The following is an 18,128-nucleotide window of genomic DNA, read 5'->3' on the forward strand; positions in this document are numbered from 1 at the left end:
CTCTGCGAGATTTTTCGCAAGCTTGCACCGCAGCGATTAATAGCCCATGACACAAATACGGCAGTCTGATGACAGCCCGAACCCTGGCGTGGCCGGTGTAGACTGCGAGTCTGCCCAGGAGACTGCGATGAGACCGATCCTCACGCTACGCCAGTACACCCACGACCTGATCGTCCACAGCCATGACCACGCACAACTGGTGTTCGGTCTGTCCGGCGCGCTCGACTTCGAGGTCGGCGGTCATGGCAGCCAGGTGGTGCAGCAGAGTTTTGTGGTTGTACCGTCAGGCGCTCATCACGCCTGCGGCAGCCCGAATGGCAGCCGCTGCCTGGTGCTCGATGTGCCCAGCGATCAATGGGTTTCGCAATCACTGGGCGAGCATGCCGAGGCCAGTCGACGCTTGCTCGACAACCCCGGACGCTTGCCGCTGGACGCCGGGCAAAGCCAGCTGGTGAGCTGGCTGGCGAGCAGCCCGGTCACTGACCCGCTGATTGCCCAGCAAGGCGCCGTGTTGTTGCTTGCCAGCCTCAACAACGCCGCGCCGAGCAGCATCGCCGGGCGCCGCTTGCCTTACGCCGCGCTCAACGCGCACATCGACCAATACGCCGCCTATCCGCTGCAAGTCGCCGATCTGGCGCGTATCGCCGGGCTGTCCAGCGCGCGCCTGCATGCACGGTTTGTGGCCGAATGCGGGCAGACGCCGATGGATTACATCCGCAGTCGCCGCCTGCATATCGCGGTGAAGTTGCTGCGTGAATCCGCCCTGCCCATCGGCGAAGTCGCCAGCCGTGTCGGCTATGGCTCCCAGAGTGCCTTCGCCGCAGCGGTGATGCGCGAGTTCGGTGCCTCCCCGGGTGCGCTGCGTCGTACAGCGAGCAAGCGCTAGGCTGACGATAAAAAACGCGAGTTTGACGACAGACAGATCAGACCGTCACGCGGTTCAATGTCGTAACTGCCTCTATGGATTAAGGATTGAAATGACTCCGCGTACCGCCCTTGGCGCCCTGCATATCGGCGCCTTGATGTTTGGCCTGACGGGTGTGTTCGGCAAACTCGCCGCGGCCTCCCCTGCCATCATTGTCTTTGGCCGTGCGACATTTGCGGTGATCGCTCTGGCATTCTTTGCCCGTTTCGCCAGCAACACTGGCTGGCAGAAACTCGAAGCCGTGGACTGGCGTCGCCTGCTGCTCAGCGGCCTGTTGCTGGCCGGGCATTGGGTGAGTTTTTTCATTGCGGTGAAAGTCGCCGGTGTGGCGATTGCGACCCTGGGTTTTGCCAGTTTCCCGGCGTTCACGGTGATCCTCGAAGGCCTGATCTTCCGCGAGCGAATCCGCGCCAATGAAATTCTCCTGGTGGTGCTGGTGAGCGTCGGCCTGGTGCTGGTCACCCCGGATTTCGACCTCGCCAGTAAAGCCACCAGCGGTCTGCTCTGGGCGGTGGGTTCGGGCCTGCTGTTCGCCTTGCTGTCGCTGACCAACCGTGCCAGCTCCGGGCGTATACCCGCCGTGCAGGCTGCGCTGTGTCAGAACGTAGTGGTCGCCCTCTGTCTGTTGCCGGTGGCAGCACCGGGATTGAGTGAGGTGCGCGCCATCGACTGGCTATGGATCGGTCTGCTCGGGGTGTTCTGCACCGGCGTCGCCCACAGCCTGTTCGTTGCCAGCCTGGCGGTGATCAAGGCTCGCACCGCCGCGGTGGTGTTTGCCCTGGAGCCGGTTTACGGCATCACCGTCGCCTGGCTGCTGTTCGGTGAGAATCCGACACTGCGGATGTTGATTGGCGGTGCGCTGATCATCATCGCGATTGTGGTGTCCAGCAGTCTGTCTGGCAGCTCAAGCAAGAAAAGCGTGACGGTCGAAGCCGCCTCTCACTGAGTTCTATCGTTGTGTCCGAGATCGCGGTCGGGATCGATCTGATCCCGGACCCGCTGCTTGAGCACCTTGGCTTCCGGGAAGCCGCCATCGGCCTTGCGTTCCCAGATCTGTACCCCGTCGCAGGTAATGAAAAACACCCCGCCGGTTCCCGGCACCAGAGAAACTTTGCCCAGGTCGTCACCGAAGGTACTGAGCAGCTCCTGGGCCAGCCAGGCGGCGCGCAACAGCCACTGGCATTGCGTGCAGTAAGTGATGACGACTTCCGGTTTGTGTGTGGTCATGGCGTGCTGGACTCCTGAACTCGATGGCGCCGCTATGATAGCCGCCTTTGCCGCTCGATTTACCTGAGCCTTGGGCAGACGTACTGATCGCAGGTATTGCGAAAATTGATGGCTGCGCGAGACCTGTAGGAGCTCAGCGAATACTGGCCAACAGGCTGCGGGCGGTTTGCTTCAAGGATTCGTCACTGTCCTTGAGTAACTCGTTCAATAGCGCAATGGCGCTGTCCAGATCACCGTCGTCGATGCAGTTCTGCGCTTCTTCCAGTTTGCCGGGGTGGATCTCTTCGTGCGCAGGTACCGCGAATTCGCCCGACAACGGCTCAAGCTCCAGGGTCGGTGATGCATCGGCGAAATGCTCGAGAAAGCCATCGTCCAGCGGTTCCAGCTGATCCACGGGTTTAGCCATTGCCGCTGTTGTGTCGGACGGACAGGCCAGATCCCAGCTCGAATCCATCGACAAGTCATCCAGATTCAACTGGAACTCATCCCCTACCGAGGCAGCAGGTTCAGCCGTCGTTTCAGCCGTCGACTCAAGAGTCGCCAACGATTGTGCACTGGCCAGTTTTGGCGAACGTGCGCGAATCTGCTCCAGCACATCGGCACTGTAACCCGCTTCAAGCAAGCTGTTTTCATGGTCCGAATAAGCTGCGCTGTCGCCCTGCAGCCCCAGCACCTCCAACAGTTTCAGGTTCAAATCACTGCGCTGCGGCTCTTTGAGCAAGGCTTCGCGCAATAGACTGACCGCTTCGACGAAGCGGTCATAGGTCAGGTAGATACCGACGCCCTCAAGCACTTCTGCCCCATGAGCGGTTTCGCGGTTCGCAGGGGGAGACTGCGTCGCAGAAAGCTCAATCGATGGTTTCTGTGCACTATCGGGCGCTCCCCGACTGACCACCGGCTCATGTCGCGGCACGGGTTCTGATACAGGCTGTGCCCGCCGCCGACGGAGCGCAAACAGGCCCAGTAGCAATAGCACGCCAAGCACCAACAGGCCGCCGATCAGCCACAACGCCCAACCACTGCTTGTCTCATCCACGGCAGCGGTGGGCACCGGAATTGGCGCGACGGGAATGACGGGGGCGGATAAAGGTTTTTTGGCTTCGGCCAGCTCGGTTTGCAGATCACTGACTTGCTTGTGCTGGCTGGCGATCTGTTCATCCTGGGCTTGTAGCCGGGTGTTCAATTGATCGACCGTTTGTTTCAGTTGCTGGTTTTCCTGGACGCTGGCGGCCAGCAACTCGGAAGCGTGGTCTGTAGTTGCGGGCGCCGTGCTGGCCGGGTGGGCAGCGGGCGTTTTGACGGGTGCGCTGGCTGTGGGTTGCTGGCTGATCGCCGGAGCCGGCTCGATGTCACTCGCCGGTACGATCCCCGGTGAACCCGGTGGATCGATCAGCAACGTGTATTCGCGCAGCAGATGCCCATTGGGCTGGTTCGCCTGCACCAGAAAATTCAGGAACGGTTCATTGACCGGCTTGCTGGACACCACCCGAATCACGCTGCGATTGCCACGCAGAACGGCGGTAAAACGCAGGTCGTTGAGAAAAAACACTCGCTCGACACCGGCGCGGGCGAACTCGTCCGCCGTCGCCAGGCTGACCGAGAGTTCACCGTCGCTCAGGGCACCGGGATCGACCAAGGCGATTTCGGCATTCAACGGCTGGTTCAGGGCTGAGTGCAACGTGATGTCGCCCAACCCCAACGCAGGTGCCAATGCGGAGTAACTCAAGGCACCGGCGACCGACAACAGGCTGACGGAGCGCCGTAACACAGACTGCAAACTCTCGAGCATGAGCATTCCTTAGCTAACCAGAATCAACCTGTGCGCATTCGCACGTCCGTGTGAACACGTTATTGCCGAGGGTCTGTTGACGTTTGGTGACGGCCGCGACGGATGCCCACTTGATGCAGGGCAAGGCGCGAGGAACGCAGTTTGGTTGTTCCAAATAAGTGCCGAGCAACGCAGCCCTGCATCAAGTGGGCCCCGTCCCTTCGGGTTGCGTGCCAACGTGCGCGAGGCTGCGTTGCGGGATTTGCCAAGGGAACAACCATTGGCGGCATCCCGCGCCTTGCCTCGCACACGTTGGCCCAGCAACGCGGTTCGTCACCAAACGTCAACAGACCCTACAGTTCTTATAGTCTGCTCTGCGCCAGTTCTCAAAAGTCTGCTGTGTGGTTATGCCTCAAGATTTTTCCAGATTGGCCAAAATGTGCCCATGGACCCGCATACACACCCGCATATCTTCCTCGTTGACACCCTCGAACAGCTCATGGCGCAACTCGGCGGCAATGGTTTCAATTTGTTCGATCAAGGGACGGGCGGGCGCACACAGCACGATCTTTTTCGCCCGGCGGTCTTCCGCCACCGCCTGACGCTGCACCAGGCCTTGGGTTTCCAGGCTATCGAGCAGGCGCGCCAGTGTCGGTCCTTCAACACCGACGCTTTGTGCCAGCTCACGCTGAGTGGGGGCTTCTTCGAAACGCGCCAGGTGCAACAGCACCAGCCAGCGGGCCTGGGACAGGCCGAGGCCGGCGAGACGGCGATCCAGTTCGGCGCGCCAGCCGCGAGACATCTGCGCCAACTGCATGCCAAAACGGTGTTGATCGGTTAACGGCATAAAAAACTCATGGTTAGACTGAAATAAGCTGAAACTAATTATTAGTCAGCTAAGCATGACCCTCGACTCTAGGCAAGGCTCGGTCTGTACTGAATCGTTACATCTTGATCTTCGACACTTAAATTTCAAACTCCGACTGCAATGCCGCTCTCACACAGTACAAAACGCCCTCGGGAACACGACCGGCAAACAACGCGGAAATCTCCGACACCGGCGGCAACTCGCCCTCGCCGTCCAGGAACGCGTCCTGGACTTCGCCCATCAGGTCTTCCGGAAGGTCCAGTGCCTGCTCCAGCGACAGTTGCTGCTTGCCGATGGCCTCGGCGAGCATCGTGTACACGTTCTTTTCCGAACACTGCAACTGACCGGCAATCTGCATCGGTGTCATGCCGGCGCGCGCCAGGGTGATCAATTCGTGGCGCAAATCGGCAACCACTTTCGGCGCCTCGGCCTGGCCGCCCAGCACTTCGAGAAAGGCCTCGCCATAGCGCTCCAGCTTGCGTGCACCGACACCGCTGACCTTGGCCATTTCCGGCAACGAACTTGGCTGGCTGCGGAGCATTTCGAGCAAAGTCGAATCCGGGAAGATGACATACGGCGGCACGCCATGCTCTCCGGCGAGCTTGCGGCGCAGGGCGCGCAAGGCTTCCCACTGCTCGCGTTCTTCGCCTCGCACCAACTGGCTGGCCTGGCTGGTGCTGCTGCTTTTTGCGGTGGTTTGCGGTTTGAGGTCGCGGCGCAGCTCCAGGGTCACTTCACCCTTGAGCAGTGGCCGGCAGCTGTCACTCAAGCGCAAGCCGCCGTAGCCTTCCAGATCAATGTCCGCCAGACCGCGCGCCACCAACTGTCGGAAAAGGGAACGCCATTCACCTTCGGCCCGCGCCTTGCCGACACCGAATACCGACAGATGCTGATGGCCGAAGCTGCGGACTTTTTCGTTGTCCTTGCCCAGCAACACATCCACCAGATGCCCGACGCCATAGCGCTGGCCGGTGCGGTAGATCGCCGACAGTGCCTGACGGGCCGGTTCGGTGGCGTCCCAGGTCTGCACACCGTCGACACAGTTGTCGCAATGCCCACAAGGCTGTGGCATGTCTTCGTCGAAGTAGGCCAGAAGCGTCTGACGGCGGCAGCGGGTTTCTTCACACAGCGAGAGCATGGCGTCGAGCTTGTGTTGCTCGAGACGCTTGTGGCGCTCATCGCCTTCGGAGTTCTGCAGCATCTGCTTGAGCATCACCACGTCTTGCAGGCCGTAAGCCATCCAGGCGTCTGCCGGCAGACCATCACGGCCACCCCGACCGGTTTCCTGGTAATAGGCCTCAAGGGATTTCGGCAAGTCCAGATGCGCGACAAAGCGCACGTTGGGTTTGTCGATGCCCATGCCGAAGGCCACGGTGGCGACCATGATCAGGCCTTCCTCGTTGAGGAAGCGCTTCTGGTGGTGTGCCCGCGTATCGTTGGGCAGACCGGCGTGGTACGGCAACGCAGGGAAACCTTGCTCGCTGAGGAACACCGCTACTTCGTCGACCTTTTTGCGCGACAGGCAATAAACGATGCCGGCATCACTGCGCCGCTCCGCAAGGAACGCCAGCAATTGCTTGCGCGGCTGCTCCTTGGGCACGATGCGGTAGAAAATGTTCGGCCGATCGAAACTCGACAGAAAGCGCTCGGCGTTCTGCAGATGCAGGCGTTCGACGATTTCTTCCCGGGTGCGCTTGTCGGCCGTGGCGGTCAGGGCGATGCGCGGGACGTTGGGGAACAGTTCCGCCAACTGGCCCAGTTGCAGGTATTCCCGGCGGAAATCGTGACCCCATTGCGATACGCAGTGAGCTTCGTCGATGGCGAACAGAGCGATTTCAAGACTTTGCAGGAACGCCAGCATCCGTGGCTGAACCAGGCGCTCAGGTGCCAGGTAGAGCATTTTCACTTCGCCGCGCTTGATCCGCGCCGCCAGATCGCGTTGTTGCTCGGCGCTCAAGGTCGAATTGAGCGCCGCCGCGGCCACACCGAGTTCTTCGAGGGTCGCGACCTGATCGTCCATCAAGGCAATCAGCGGTGAAACCACCACCGCCAGGCCATCGCGCAACAGTGCCGGGACCTGGAAGCACAGCGATTTGCCGCCGCCGGTCGGCATCAGCACCAGAGCGTCACCGCCGCTGGCCACGCGCTCAATGATGGCACCCTGACGGCCACGAAAACTGTCGTAGCCGAAGATGTCCTTGAGGACGCGCTGAGCCTGTTCGAGCATGAAAAACTCCAAATGATGCTGAATATCCCTGTGTGCAGGCTGGATCAAAAAACCACGTTGTCACGGACAGATCCGTAAGCGGATTTGTCCGGGACCGTCGCGACACCTGCAGGGCTTTGCAAAACGCGCGAGTATACCCGAGCAATAGCCGCCGACACCGACAATGCAGGCAAATCCGCTGCGCGGCTGGCCGGACCGCTCAAGAACGCCTAGAATTGGGCATCGTATATTCCCAAGGTAGCCCTTCAATGTCCTTCGCTGAGCAACTAACCCGCCTGCAAGCCTTCCTCGACGCCGACGAGCTGCATGACGAGGCGCTGGACTATGTGGCCGCACACGGCTATCTGACAGCCCTGTCGATCTGTTCCGAGACGGTGCCTGATCGTGAGTGGATCGACGCGCTGTTCGCCGAAGAGCCACATTATCGCGACGACACCGAGCGTCAGGAAATCGAATCGACCCTGTTGGCCCTCAAGGCTCACATTGCTCGCCAACTGGCGTCCGATGAAGAGTTCGAGCTGCCATGCGACCTGGACCTGGGCGAAGAGCCGGATGATTCCGACCTGCGCGGCTGGTGCATCGGTTTCATGGAAGGCGTATTCCTGCGTGAAGAAGCCTGGTTCGAGACCGCCGAAGACGAAGTCAGCGAAATGCTGCTGCCGATCATGGTCGGTTCCGGTCTGTTCGACGAACAGCCCGAGTTCTCCGACATCGCGGCCGACGCCAACCTGATGGACGACATGATCGTGCAGATCCCGGAAGCCCTGACCGCGCTGTACCTGCTGTGCAACGCGCCAGACGAAAAACCGGCGATCCTCAAACCTCGTCACCACTAAGTCGTTGCCTGTGGCTGACCCCATAGGCAAACGCCCCCTGATCCTGCGCTACGTGCTGCTGGCCATCGGCTGGCTGAGCGTAGCGTTGGGGGTGATCGGGATTTTCCTGCCTGTACTGCCCACCACCCCTTTCCTGCTGTTGGCGGCCGCCTGTTTCGCCCGCAGTTCGCCGCACTTTTATCAATGGCTGGTCGAGCATCCACGACTCGGCCCATGGATTCGCGACTATCTGGACGGCAACGGCATTCCGCTCAAGGGCAAGGTCTACGCCATTGGCCTGATGTGGCTGAGCATCGGCCTGTCCTGCATCATCGTCCCACTGCCCTGGGCACGCGGCTTCATGCTGACCAGCGCAGTGCTGGTGACGGTGTATATCCTGCGGCAGAAAACCCTGATCAAACCCTGAATACGCCTCGCGACATAAGCTCATCTATCCCCCCCGCCCCCGACAATCTGTCCTGCCTCCTGCAAAACAGCGCCTAAACTCCAGGCATCTGCACGTCTGCGGCCAGACATATCCCGTCGTCCAGGAAGGTCAACGCTCCGGAGCGTCTCATGTCGCTACTCAAACAGTTGTTTTTGGCCATCTGTCTGTTCTTGCTGGTCGCCTTCAGCGGCAGTTTCTTTGTCAGCCTGGAAAGCTCGCGTGCGCAGATACTCAGCCAATTGCGCGCCCATGCCCAGGACACTGCCACCGCACTGGGGCTGTCGTTGACCCCACAGATCGACGATCTGGCGATGATTGAATTGATGGTCAGCTCGGTCTTCGACAGCGGCTATTTTTCCAGTATCCGGGTCATCAATATCGAGGACGAGCGCGTCCTGGTCGAGCGCAATGCGGTTGCCACCACCGAACGCGTACCGGGTTGGTTCGTCGATCTGGTGAACCTGCATCCGCAAGGCGGGGATGCGTTGGTGATGCGCGGTTGGGAGCAAGCCGCGCGTGTTGAAGTGGTAAGCAACCCACAGTTCGTCCTGAGCAAACTGTGGGACAGTACCCTCGGCAGTCTGATCTGGTTACTGCTGTGCGGGTTGCTCAGCGCGATGTTCGGCGGCTGGTTGCTGCGTCGGCAACTGCGCCCGCTGGACGCCATGGTCAAACAGGCCGAAGCCATCAACAAACGCGAGTTTCTCAGCCTGCCGAAGTTGCCCAGAACCCCGGAACTCAAACGCGTGGTGCTGGCGATGAACCAAATGGTCGAAAAGCTCAAAGGGCTGTTTGCCGAAGAAGCCGCGCGTAGCGAGCAACTGCGCGCCGAGTCGTTTCAGGACAGCCTCACGGGGCTGGCCAACCGACGTTTGCTCAACGAGCAACTCACCGATCAGTTGCTGGTGACCGAGCAGAGCAGCGCTGGACACCTGCTGATGCTGCGGATCAATGACCTGACCGGGCTCAACCAGCGACTGGGTGGCCAGCGCACCGACGCCCTGATCAGCGCCGTGGGTCAGTTACTCAAACGCCTGATTCAACAGCCGGATCGCCATACCTGGCTGGCTGCACGTAATCGTGGTGGTGAGTTCAGCCTGCTGACTCCAGGCCTGGACAGCAAGGACGCAGCGCGCCTGGCCGCAGAGATCAGCGCCACCCTGGAAAACCTGCGCCTGACCGGCGCCAGCGACTGCATGCCGGTGGCGCATCTGGGAATCGTCGCCTACACACCTGGCGAAGCTTCCACCGACATTCTGCTGCGCCTCGATCAGGCGCTGACTCAGGCCCAGCAGCATCCAGAACGACCGTGGGTGCATCTGCAGCAGTCCGATAACCCACCGAACCAGACGCAGCACGACTGGCGCACCTGGATCGATGACGCCCTGACTCACGGCAAAATGCAGCTGTACTTCCAACCCGTGGTGCAATGCGCCGACACCAGCCAGGTGCTGCACCACAAGGTGCTGGCGCGTCTGCTCGATCCGCAGGGCAAAGCCATTTGCGCCGGACACTTTCTACCCTGGATAGAACGGCTGGGCTGGTCGGCGCGATTCGACCTGGCAATGCTCGAACACACCCTCGACTACCTTGCCGAACACCCTTGGCCGCTGGCCCTGAGCTTGTCCGGCAGCACCCTGCGCGATGCTGCGCAACGGCGCCTGATCCTCGATATGCTCGACGGCCTGCCCAGCCTCGCACCCTTGCTGACCCTTGAGCTCGACGAACGCCAACTCCCGCCCCCCGAAGAGTTGCGTCAACTGTGCCTGAGCCTGCGCGACACCGGCTATGGGATCGGCCTGCAGCACTTCGGTGGCAGCTTCAGCCAGATCGGCAACCTCACTCAACTCGGTTTGGCCTACCTGAAAATCGACGGCAGCTATATTCGCGCCATCGACCAGCAAAGCGACAAACGCCTGTTCATCGAAGCCATTTTCCGCGCGACCAACAGCATCGATTTGCCGTTGATTGCCGAGCAGATAGAAACACAGGGGGAGCTGGAGGCAATCAAGTCGCTGGGACTGTTCGGCGTCATGGGTCGGCTGATCGGGCCACCGGAACCCATGTAGGAGCTGCCGAAGGCTGCGATCTTTTAGCTTCTAGCCGCCATGATTTTTTTGATAGGTCTCCTCCCCCATCGCCGCAATCTGCCCTTCGATCAGCGCTTCAAACGGTCGCAATAGCGGCTCGAAGGTCGTCGGCGCCTCAAGCACCTGCAATGCCTGCACGATCGCCTCCACCGTGGACAACGCCCCAGGCCCCGGTGCCTTGCGCAAGCGATAGCGCGAAACCGCGCCTTCGGCCAGCGTCACTCGGGGCAACGCTGCCAGCAATGGATTGAGGTGCAGCATCTTGCGCGCCTTGCGCCAGGTGCCGTCCGGCACCACCAGCAGCAATGGTTGATCGGCGGGCGTATAGGCCTGCAACGGTTGCGCATCATCAGCCGGGAACAACAAGCGGGCCTGATAACCCGGTTGATTCAGCAGACGCGGCAAATCCTCGAACACTTCGCCGACGACCAGCTCGGCATTGTTCAGCCCCAACGCCGCCAGCCGCGCGGTGTTCAACGCATGGTTCACCTCGCTTGGATGCTGCAACAACAGCACCCGGGTGCGACTGTCGAGGCTCGGAATCAACGGGCACAGGCAATGGGTTTGCGGGCGCAGGCAACGGGCGCACTGGATTCTGGACATACGATTCCCTCCGATCAGGCCTGGTTGAGCTGCGCTTTGAGCAAGTCGCGGAAGGTCTGGATCAACGGCTCACGGCTGCGCCCACGACGCACGATCATCGAAAACGGGGCCTGGTAGCCGAACGTGGCCGGCAGCAGTACGCGCAAATCGCCCTTGTCGGCCCAGGCTTGAGCATAGTGTTCCGGCAGGTAGCCGATGTAGGCGCCGGACAACACCAGAATCAGCTGTGCTTCCATACTCTCCACAGTCGCCGCGCTGTGTTTGAAGCCGTGGCGGGCCAGTTCGGCCTGGCTCCAGTAACCGCGACCGACCATGCGCTGTTGGGTGATGACTTGTTCGGGAATGCGCCGCTCGTTGAACAAGGGATGACGATTGCTGCAATACAGCCAATGTTGTTCACGGTAGAGCGGCATGTAGACCAGCCCGCTCATGCGCGTGGAGAACGCACCGATGGCCAGATCGAGGCGGTTGTCCTGCACGCCGAGTTGCAGCTCGTAAGGGCTCATCACCGACAAGTGCAAATGCACCGCCGGGTGCTCCTGGCTGTAGGCACCAATGGCTTCGGCGAACGGCAAGGCCTTGTCGCTGACGGTCGAGTCGATCACCCCGAGGTTGAGCGTGCCGCGCAACTCGCCCTTGAGCGCGGCGGCGTATTGCTCGAAACCTTCCAGCTCACCGAACAGGCGCAAGGTTTCCTGATGGAACAGCTCGCCCTTGCTGGTCAGGCTGAAACCGCCACGCCCACGATGGCAGAGCACCAGCCCCAACGCCGCTTCGAGCTGGCTCATGTAGGTGCTGATGGCCGATGTCGAGAGGTTGAGCTCCTGCTGCGCATTGGCAAACCCCTGATGACGCACCACGCTGACGAAGATGCGCAACAGTTTCAGGTCGGGTAAAGCGTTGGCCATGGGGTTCTCCAAACATCGTTCCCACGCTCTGCGTGGGAATGCAGCCTCGGACGCTCTGCGTCCGCTTCGCTCATGAATCCGCAAAGTCTAGCGCCCTTAGGGCCATTAGTTTAGAAAAACCTGAACTAAGTATTTGCCAGCAGCGATTCTTCTCCTGCACTACATTTCGCAGAATCGGCTCAACAGGTGCCTGTGCGATCCCTTTGCGCGGTGCAACCCCATAAATAAAACAATGATGATGAGGCCATACCCGTGGACAAGATTCTTCACCAACCACTGGGCGGCAATGAAATGCCGCGCTTCGGTGGCATCGCCACCATGATGCGACTCCCCCACTTGCAAACCGCTGCCGGCCTGGACGCTGCCTTCATTGGCATCCCGCTGGATATCGGCACCTCCCTGCGCGCTGGCACCCGTTTCGGGCCCCGGGAGATCCGTGCTGAATCGGTAATGATCCGTCCGTACAACATGGCCACCGGCGCTGCGCCGTTCGACTCGCTGTCGGTTGCCGACATTGGTGACGTCGCGATCAACACCTTCAACCTGCTGGACGCCGTCCGGATCATCGAAGAGTCTTACAACGAGATCCTCGAACACGACGTAATCCCGCTGACCCTCGGTGGCGACCACACCATCACCCTGCCGATCCTGCGTGCCATTCACAAAAAGCACGGCAAGGTCGGCCTGGTGCACATCGACGCCCACGCCGATGTGAACGATCACATGTTCGGCGAGAAGATCGCCCACGGCACCACCTTCCGTCGCGCCGTTGAAGAAGGCCTTCTGGATTGCGACCGTGTCGTGCAAATTGGTCTGCGCGCGCAGGGCTACACCGCTGAAGACTTCAACTGGAGCCGCAAACAGGGCTTCCGCGTGGTTCAGGCCGAGGAGTGCTGGCACAAATCGCTGGAGCCTCTGATGGCTGAAGTCCGCGAAAAAGTCGGCGGCGGCCCGGTGTACCTGAGTTTCGACATCGACGGCATCGATCCGGCCTGGGCACCCGGCACCGGCACCCCGGAAATCGGCGGCCTGACGACCATTCAGGCGATTGAAATCGTTCGCGGCTGCCAAGGCCTCGACCTGGTTGGCTGCGACCTGGTAGAAGTCTCGCCGCCATACGACACCACCGGCAACACCTCGCTGCTGGGCGCCAACCTGCTGTACGAAATGCTCTGCGTACTGCCAGGTGTGGCTCACCGCTGAGGCTTGACCCCAAGCGAACGTGATCAGCGCGTGAACGCCGCCACCTGACGGGTGTCGGCGTTTGTCCGCAACACTCTCCCCGGCGTGCTTCAGAGCCGATGCCTGCTTCGCTTACTACACGCAAGAACCCTCGCTCCTGCAAAGCTCTTATAAGAAAGACAATCGGAGACACGCTTCATGGCTTTGGATTTATTCGTTGTACTCATCTATGCCGCCGGCATGCTCGTGCTGGGCTATTACGGCATGCGCAAGGCCAAGACCCACGAAGACTACCTCGTGGCCGGTCGTAACCTCGGTCCAACCCTGTACATGGGCACCATGGCCGCTACCGTACTGGGCGGCGCATCGACCGTCGGTACCGTTCGCCTGGGCTACGTCCACGGTATTTCCGGTTTCTGGCTCTGCGCCGCGCTGGGTTGCGGGATCATTGCGCTGAACCTGTTCCTGGCCAAGCCGCTGCTCAAACTGAAGATCTTCACCGTTACCCAGATCCTCGAAAAGCGTTACAACCCAATGGCCCGCCAGGCCAGTGCGGTGATCATGCTGGCCTACGCGCTGATGATCGGCGTGACCTCGATCCTGGCGATCGGCACCGTGCTGCAAGTGCTGTTCGGCCTGCCCTTCTGGATTTCGGTAGTACTCGGCGGTGGCGTGGTGGTGGTGTACTCGACCATCGGCGGCATGTGGTCGCTCACCCTGACCGACATCGTTCAGTTCGTGATCAAGACCGTTGGTCTGATGTTCATCCTGTTGCCAATCTGCCTGTACCGCGTGGGCGGCTGGGATCAGTTGGTGGCGAAACTGCCAGCGTCCAGCTTCAGCTTCACCACCATTGGCTGGGACACCATCATCACCTACTTCATGATCTACTTCTTCGGCATCCTGATCGGCCAGGACATCTGGCAACGGGTATTCACCGCCAAGAACGAAAAAGTCGCTCAGTACGCAGGCACCATTTCCGGCTTCTATTGCATCCTCTACGGTCTGGCCTGTGCGCTGATCGGCATGGCTGCGCACGTGCTGATCCCGGACCTGGACAACGTCAACAACGCCTTCGCCGCGATCGTCAAACTGTCCTTGCCGGATGGTATCCGTGGTCTGGTGATCGCTGCTGCTTTGGCGGCCATGATGTCCACCGCCAGCGCCGGCCTGCTCGCCGCGTCCACCACCCTGACCGAAGACCTGCTGCCAAAACTGCGCGGTGGTAAACAGTCGAGCCTGAAAATCAACCGCCTGTTCACTATGCTGACCGGTATTGTCGTGCTGGGTATCGCGCTGGTTGTGAGTGACGTGATCAGTGCCCTGACCCTGGCCTACAACCTGTTGGTGGGCGGCATGCTGGTTCCGCTGATCGGGGCCATTTTCTGGAAACGTGCAACCACCTCCGGCGCTATCGCCAGCATGGGCCTGGGCTTCGTGACTGCTCTGGTGTTCATGTTCAAGGATGGCCTGGATGCCAACACCCCGATCTACTACAGCCTCGCGATCGGTCTGGTGAGCTTCGTCGTAGTCAGCCTGCTGTCCCCTCGCCCGGTTGCACAGGCCAGCGCTGCCTGATCGCAGACTATCAATAGAACCGCTTTCTTCGGCGGGTGTGGCGTCGGTTGCCACACCCGTTTTTTTCGTCTGGAGAAACAGAAAGATCGCAGTCTTCGACAGCCCCTACGGTTTGGCACGATGCCAGCGGGAGCGGTCGAAGACTGCGATCTTCGGCGTAGGACGGTGCTTACCGGCGGCGTTGCTGACGCCGACGTTGCTCATCGTCAGTACGGACTGGTACGGGCTGCAGAGGTGGTTCGATCAAACCAAGCGCGACACCAAGGTCATGGAGCCAGTTTTGCAGTTTCTCTTTCATGGTGCCCCCCTTCAGGGTAATGCTGAGCGACCGGGTTCTATAGACGCTTCATACAGATAGTAGTCCTAAGTCTTACGCAATGCTCGCCTCAGTACGCAAAGATCTGTTACCGGATTGATCAAGATCAGCCCTGAAAGGATGACCGCCAGGGAGCGCCGCCTGTTGCACTTCGATCCACGCATTGAGATTGGCGCCGAGCATACCCTTGCGCCACATCAACCAAGTGGTGGCACTGGCAAAAGGCTCCGCCAATGGATGCACGGCCACACTCTCGCGGCCCGGCAGACTGGCCAGCATCGACTCGGACATCAGCGCCACCCCGGAGCCGGCAATCACACACGCCAGCATCCCCTGATAGGACTCGATTTCCATCGCCCGGCCCATCGCCGCGTGATCATGGGCGAACCAGGCCTCCAGGCGCATCCGGTAGGAACAGCCCTGACGAAAGGTGAACACCGAACGTCCCTGTACATCCAGTGCGCTGCGCACCGGCGGGTGATCGGCTTCGCTGATCAGCACCAGTTTTTCGTCACACAGTGGCACACCGTCGAGCCCGGCCAGCTGCAGCGGGCCATCGACCAGCGCGGCATCAAGGCGCCCGGTGCGCAGGCCTTCGAGCAATTCGCCGCTGGGTGCCGACTGCACCTGCAGGTTCACCGCCGGATAAGCGCGGTGATAGCGCGCCAGCAAACCCGGCAGGTGAATCGCCGCGGTGCTGTACATGGTGCCCAGCACGAAATCGCCGGCCGGTTGCCCGCCTTGCACGGCTGCGTGGGCTTCGTCATGCAGGGCAAACAGCTTGGCGGTGTAGTCCAACAGCACTTTGCCTGCGGATGAAAGCTGCAAACGCTGACGCTCACGCAAGAACAGTTCTACGCCGAGCTGATCTTCAAGCTGCTTGAGCCGGGTCGACAGATTGGACGGCACCCGATGCAAGCGCTCGGCAGCGCGGGTGATGGAACCTTCCTCGGCCACAGCCTGGAAGATGCGCAATTGGCTGAATTCCACACCTTTCTCCAAACAAGAACAAGTTACTCACTATTATTCATTTTTAAAGAAAGTCAATCAGTCCTAGCCTGACGGTCATTGCTCCGTTGCAGGAACCCTGATCATGTCGCCGCTTGTACGCTTACTCGCCAGCTTCATTGCCTTGATGATGGCCATGGGCATTGGCCGCTTTGCGCTCACTCCGCAGCTGCCGCATTTGCTCAGCGAAGGTCAGATCGACCTGACTGCCGCTGGTCTGATTGCAGCGGCCAATTACCTGGGCTACTTCATCGGTGCCCTGGACGCGATGTTCGCCCGTCGCCCCGAGCAAGTCCGTCGGCGATTGCTCGGCGGTTTGTGGCTGTGCGTGCTACTGACCCTCGCGTCGTTCTGGGCCAAGGGCTTCTGGCCGCATCTGGTTTTACGCTTCGGTACCGGCGTAGCCAGCGCCTGGGTGCTGGTAATGATCACCGCATTGAGTCAGCCATTGGCGATGGCCGCCGGGCGGCCACGGCTTGGTGCACTGGTATTCGCCGGGCCGGGCCTGGGGATTTTTCTGACGGGTTTGCTCGCACTTGGCTCGAACCTGTTGGGACAAAGCTCAGCGACCTTGTGGCTGGTGTATGCCGGCGTAGGCCTGGCGATGCTGTTGGTGATTCTGCCGATCCTGCCGCAACCGACCGCGAGCGTGGCAGCGACTCCCACGGCCGGCGCTTCAAAGAGTGCCGGTATCCCGCGACTGGGTTTGATCTACGCACTGTACGGCCTGGGCTACATCATTCCGGCGACCTTCCTGTCGCAGATGGCCAGTGCCCGTTTTCACGGTCAATGGCAGGCCGATTTGTTCTGGCCGTATTTTGGTCTGGCGTCCGCCACCGGTGTGCTACTGGTGAGTTTGCGCCGGCATAACCCCAACGCCACGCGTCACTGGCTGATCGCGACGTTGTGGCTACAAGCAGCCGGGGTCTTCGCTTGCCTGCTGGGCAGCGGTCTCGGTCTGGCCTTGGGGGTAATTCTCTGTGGCACGCCGTTTCTGGCCTGCATGCAATTGGTGATGCAGCGCTCGCGAGAACTGGCGCCGCAGGCCACCCAGCGTAATGCAGGCCTGCTGACCGCGTGTTTTGCCGTGGGTCAGCTCAGCGGGCCATTGCTGGCAGCGCTGAGCAGCCACTTCAGTGGTGGTTTGCAACCGGCGTTGATGGTGGCGGGCAGCGGCCTGCTGGTAGCCGGTGGTTTATTGCTGCGCCCACTCAACGCTCCAGCGCTTTGCGCAAACGACGGCGCACCCACTGTTCTGCGCTGACAAAGGTGATGCCGAGCAACACCAGCACGGCACCGACGACGAAATTGACACTCAACGGTTCACCAAGCAGCAACACCCCGAAGGTGACACCGAACAGCGGCGTCATGAAGGAGAACACCGCGAGGTTCGACGCCAGGTAACGGCGCAACAGCCAAAACCACGTCAGGTAGCTGAAAAACGACACCACCAGCCCCTGGAACAGCACGCTGGTCACCGCCACCTGAGTCAGGTGAACGTGGGTGACCTGCCCACTTAGCGCGGCAATCAGCAGCAGACCGAGAAAGCCGACGATCAGTTGATAAAACAGGGTCAAGGTCGCCGGCGCTTCCGACAACCGTGAGGCGCGCACGACCACGGTCGTCGCGCCCCAGGCGGCCCCGGCCAGAACGCCGAACGCATCGCCGAGCAGCATCCGCCGGTCCAGATTGTCCCAGGACACGCCCCCGGCAAAGGCCACGGCAATGCCGATAAACGCCAGCAGGATCCCCAGCCATTGCAACCGTCGCAAACGCTCGCTTGGCAGCAGCCAATGCACGCCCAATGCAGTAAAGATCGGCGCGGTATAGAGGAACACCGACATGTGCGCCGCCGTGGTCAGTTTCAGGCCTTCGGCGATGAACAAAAACTCGGTGGCAAACAGACCGCCCGCCAGCAAACCGCCGCGCCAGGTGCTGCCAACCTGGTTCCAGCCGCCCTTCCAGCAGATCAGCAAACCCACCAGCAATGCGGAAATACCGGAACGTGCGGCGGCCTGCATCACCGGTGCGATGTCCGCTGCCGCCCATTTGATCATGACCTGCTGGATACCCCAGATCAGGCACAACCCGAACATCACTTGCAGGGCAAAACCATCGGCGCTGCGCCGAGTGGCAATCACCGCGAAACCTCGCGAACGGTTAAC

At 60.7% G+C, this 18,128-nt stretch carries 17 protein-coding genes; 8 read left to right on the top strand and 9 right to left on the bottom strand.

Features of this window, described 5'->3' with window-relative positions; translation table 11 throughout:
* Window positions 1–127 precede the first annotated feature (127 nt).
* A complete protein-coding gene (locus FPT12_RS05020) occupies window positions 128–886 on the top strand; it encodes an AraC family transcriptional regulator (protein WP_145014919.1) in 759 nt (252 codons plus the stop codon).
* A 91-nt stretch (window positions 887–977) separates the two neighbouring features.
* Complete coding sequence (locus tag FPT12_RS05025; RefSeq protein WP_145014920.1) at window positions 978–1,871, top strand: DMT family transporter; 894 nt, start codon at window positions 978–980, stop codon at window positions 1,869–1,871.
* Here the strand turns inward: FPT12_RS05025 and FPT12_RS05030 are convergent.
* From FPT12_RS05030 to recQ, 4 genes are all read right to left on the bottom strand, one after another.
* Complete coding sequence (locus FPT12_RS05030; protein WP_103315567.1) at window positions 1,865–2,152, bottom strand: SelT/SelW/SelH family protein; 288 nt, start codon at window positions 2,150–2,152, stop codon at window positions 1,865–1,867. The two genes, FPT12_RS05025 and FPT12_RS05030, sit on opposite strands and share 7 nt — an antisense overlap.
* A gap of 133 nt (window positions 2,153–2,285) precedes the next feature.
* Window positions 2,286–3,941, bottom strand: a complete 1,656-nt coding sequence (locus FPT12_RS05035) for a FimV/HubP family polar landmark protein (protein ID WP_145014921.1) — start codon at window positions 3,939–3,941, stop codon at window positions 2,286–2,288.
* A gap of 391 nt (window positions 3,942–4,332) precedes the next feature.
* On the bottom strand, window positions 4,333–4,767 hold the full coding sequence (locus tag FPT12_RS05040) for a MarR family transcriptional regulator (RefSeq protein ID WP_054596242.1): 435 nt from the start codon (window positions 4,765–4,767) through the stop codon (window positions 4,333–4,335).
* Between the two features lie 118 nt (window positions 4,768–4,885).
* Window positions 4,886–7,015 carry a DNA helicase RecQ gene (gene recQ, locus FPT12_RS05045; protein WP_054596241.1) on the bottom strand — a complete coding sequence of 710 codons (2,130 nt, stop codon included), beginning with the start codon at window positions 7,013–7,015 and terminating at the stop codon, window positions 4,886–4,888.
* 248 nt (window positions 7,016–7,263) lie between these two features.
* On the opposite strand from recQ, the gene FPT12_RS05050 reads away from it, so the two are divergent.
* The 3 genes from FPT12_RS05050 to lapD all read left to right on the top strand — a co-directional run bounded on the left by FPT12_RS05050 (window position 7,264) and on the right by lapD (window position 10,347).
* Window positions 7,264–7,851 carry a YecA family protein gene (locus FPT12_RS05050; protein ID WP_145014922.1) on the top strand — a complete coding sequence of 196 codons (588 nt, stop codon included), beginning with the start codon at window positions 7,264–7,266 and terminating at the stop codon, window positions 7,849–7,851.
* A gap of 10 nt (window positions 7,852–7,861) precedes the next feature.
* Window positions 7,862–8,257, top strand: coding sequence for a YbaN family protein (locus FPT12_RS05055; protein WP_145014923.1), 396 nt, complete (start codon window positions 7,862–7,864; stop codon window positions 8,255–8,257).
* A gap of 149 nt (window positions 8,258–8,406) precedes the next feature.
* Window positions 8,407–10,347 (top strand): cyclic di-GMP receptor LapD, encoded by a 1,941-nt coding sequence (gene lapD / locus FPT12_RS05060; protein WP_145014924.1) that lies wholly within the window; start codon window positions 8,407–8,409, stop codon window positions 10,345–10,347.
* 30 nt (window positions 10,348–10,377) lie between these two features.
* Here lapD and FPT12_RS05065 read toward each other — a convergent pair whose 3' ends face one another.
* Window positions 10,378–10,971, bottom strand: coding sequence for a tRNA-uridine aminocarboxypropyltransferase (locus FPT12_RS05065; RefSeq protein WP_145014925.1), 594 nt, complete (start codon window positions 10,969–10,971; stop codon window positions 10,378–10,380).
* Window positions 10,972–10,985: 14 nt separating this feature from the next.
* The gene (locus FPT12_RS05070; RefSeq protein WP_103315561.1) at window positions 10,986–11,879 is read right to left on the bottom strand and encodes a LysR family transcriptional regulator; all 894 of its coding nucleotides are present in this window, start codon (window positions 11,877–11,879) and stop codon (window positions 10,986–10,988) included.
* Window positions 11,880–12,131: 252 nt separating this feature from the next.
* Here FPT12_RS05070 and speB point away from each other — a divergent pair, with 252 nt between their 5' ends.
* Both speB and FPT12_RS05080 read left to right on the top strand, forming a co-directional pair.
* Window positions 12,132–13,082: an agmatinase gene (speB, locus tag FPT12_RS05075; protein WP_054596236.1), complete on the top strand. Its 951-nt coding sequence runs from the start codon at window positions 12,132–12,134 to the stop codon at window positions 13,080–13,082.
* Between the two features lie 177 nt (window positions 13,083–13,259).
* On the top strand, window positions 13,260–14,639 hold the full coding sequence (locus FPT12_RS05080) for a sodium:solute symporter (RefSeq protein WP_145014926.1): 1,380 nt from the start codon (window positions 13,260–13,262) through the stop codon (window positions 14,637–14,639).
* Window positions 14,640–14,808: 169 nt separating this feature from the next.
* Here the strand turns inward: FPT12_RS05080 and FPT12_RS28200 are convergent, their stop codons facing one another.
* Together FPT12_RS28200 and FPT12_RS05085 are read right to left on the bottom strand one after the other, a co-directional pair.
* The gene (locus tag FPT12_RS28200; RefSeq protein ID WP_259740122.1) at window positions 14,809–14,937 is read right to left on the bottom strand and encodes a PA1414 family protein; all 129 of its coding nucleotides are present in this window, start codon (window positions 14,935–14,937) and stop codon (window positions 14,809–14,811) included.
* A 72-nt stretch (window positions 14,938–15,009) separates the two neighbouring features.
* The gene (locus FPT12_RS05085; protein ID WP_256676608.1) at window positions 15,010–15,945 is read right to left on the bottom strand and encodes a LysR family transcriptional regulator; all 936 of its coding nucleotides are present in this window, start codon (window positions 15,943–15,945) and stop codon (window positions 15,010–15,012) included.
* Window positions 15,946–16,048: 103 nt separating this feature from the next.
* On the opposite strand from FPT12_RS05085, the gene FPT12_RS05090 reads away from it, so the two are divergent.
* A complete protein-coding gene (locus FPT12_RS05090; RefSeq protein ID WP_145014927.1) occupies window positions 16,049–17,227 on the top strand; it encodes an MFS transporter in 1,179 nt (392 codons plus the stop codon).
* Here FPT12_RS05090 and FPT12_RS05095 read toward each other — a convergent pair.
* A complete protein-coding gene (locus FPT12_RS05095; protein ID WP_145014928.1) occupies window positions 17,175–18,104 on the bottom strand; it encodes a DMT family transporter in 930 nt (309 codons plus the stop codon). The genes FPT12_RS05090 and FPT12_RS05095 overlap by 53 nt on opposite strands.
* Window positions 18,105–18,128: the final 24 nt, after the last annotated feature.

The organism is Pseudomonas sp. H3(2019) (assembly GCF_007713465.1).
In the GTDB taxonomy this organism is placed as follows: domain Bacteria; phylum Pseudomonadota; class Gammaproteobacteria; order Pseudomonadales; family Pseudomonadaceae; genus Aquipseudomonas.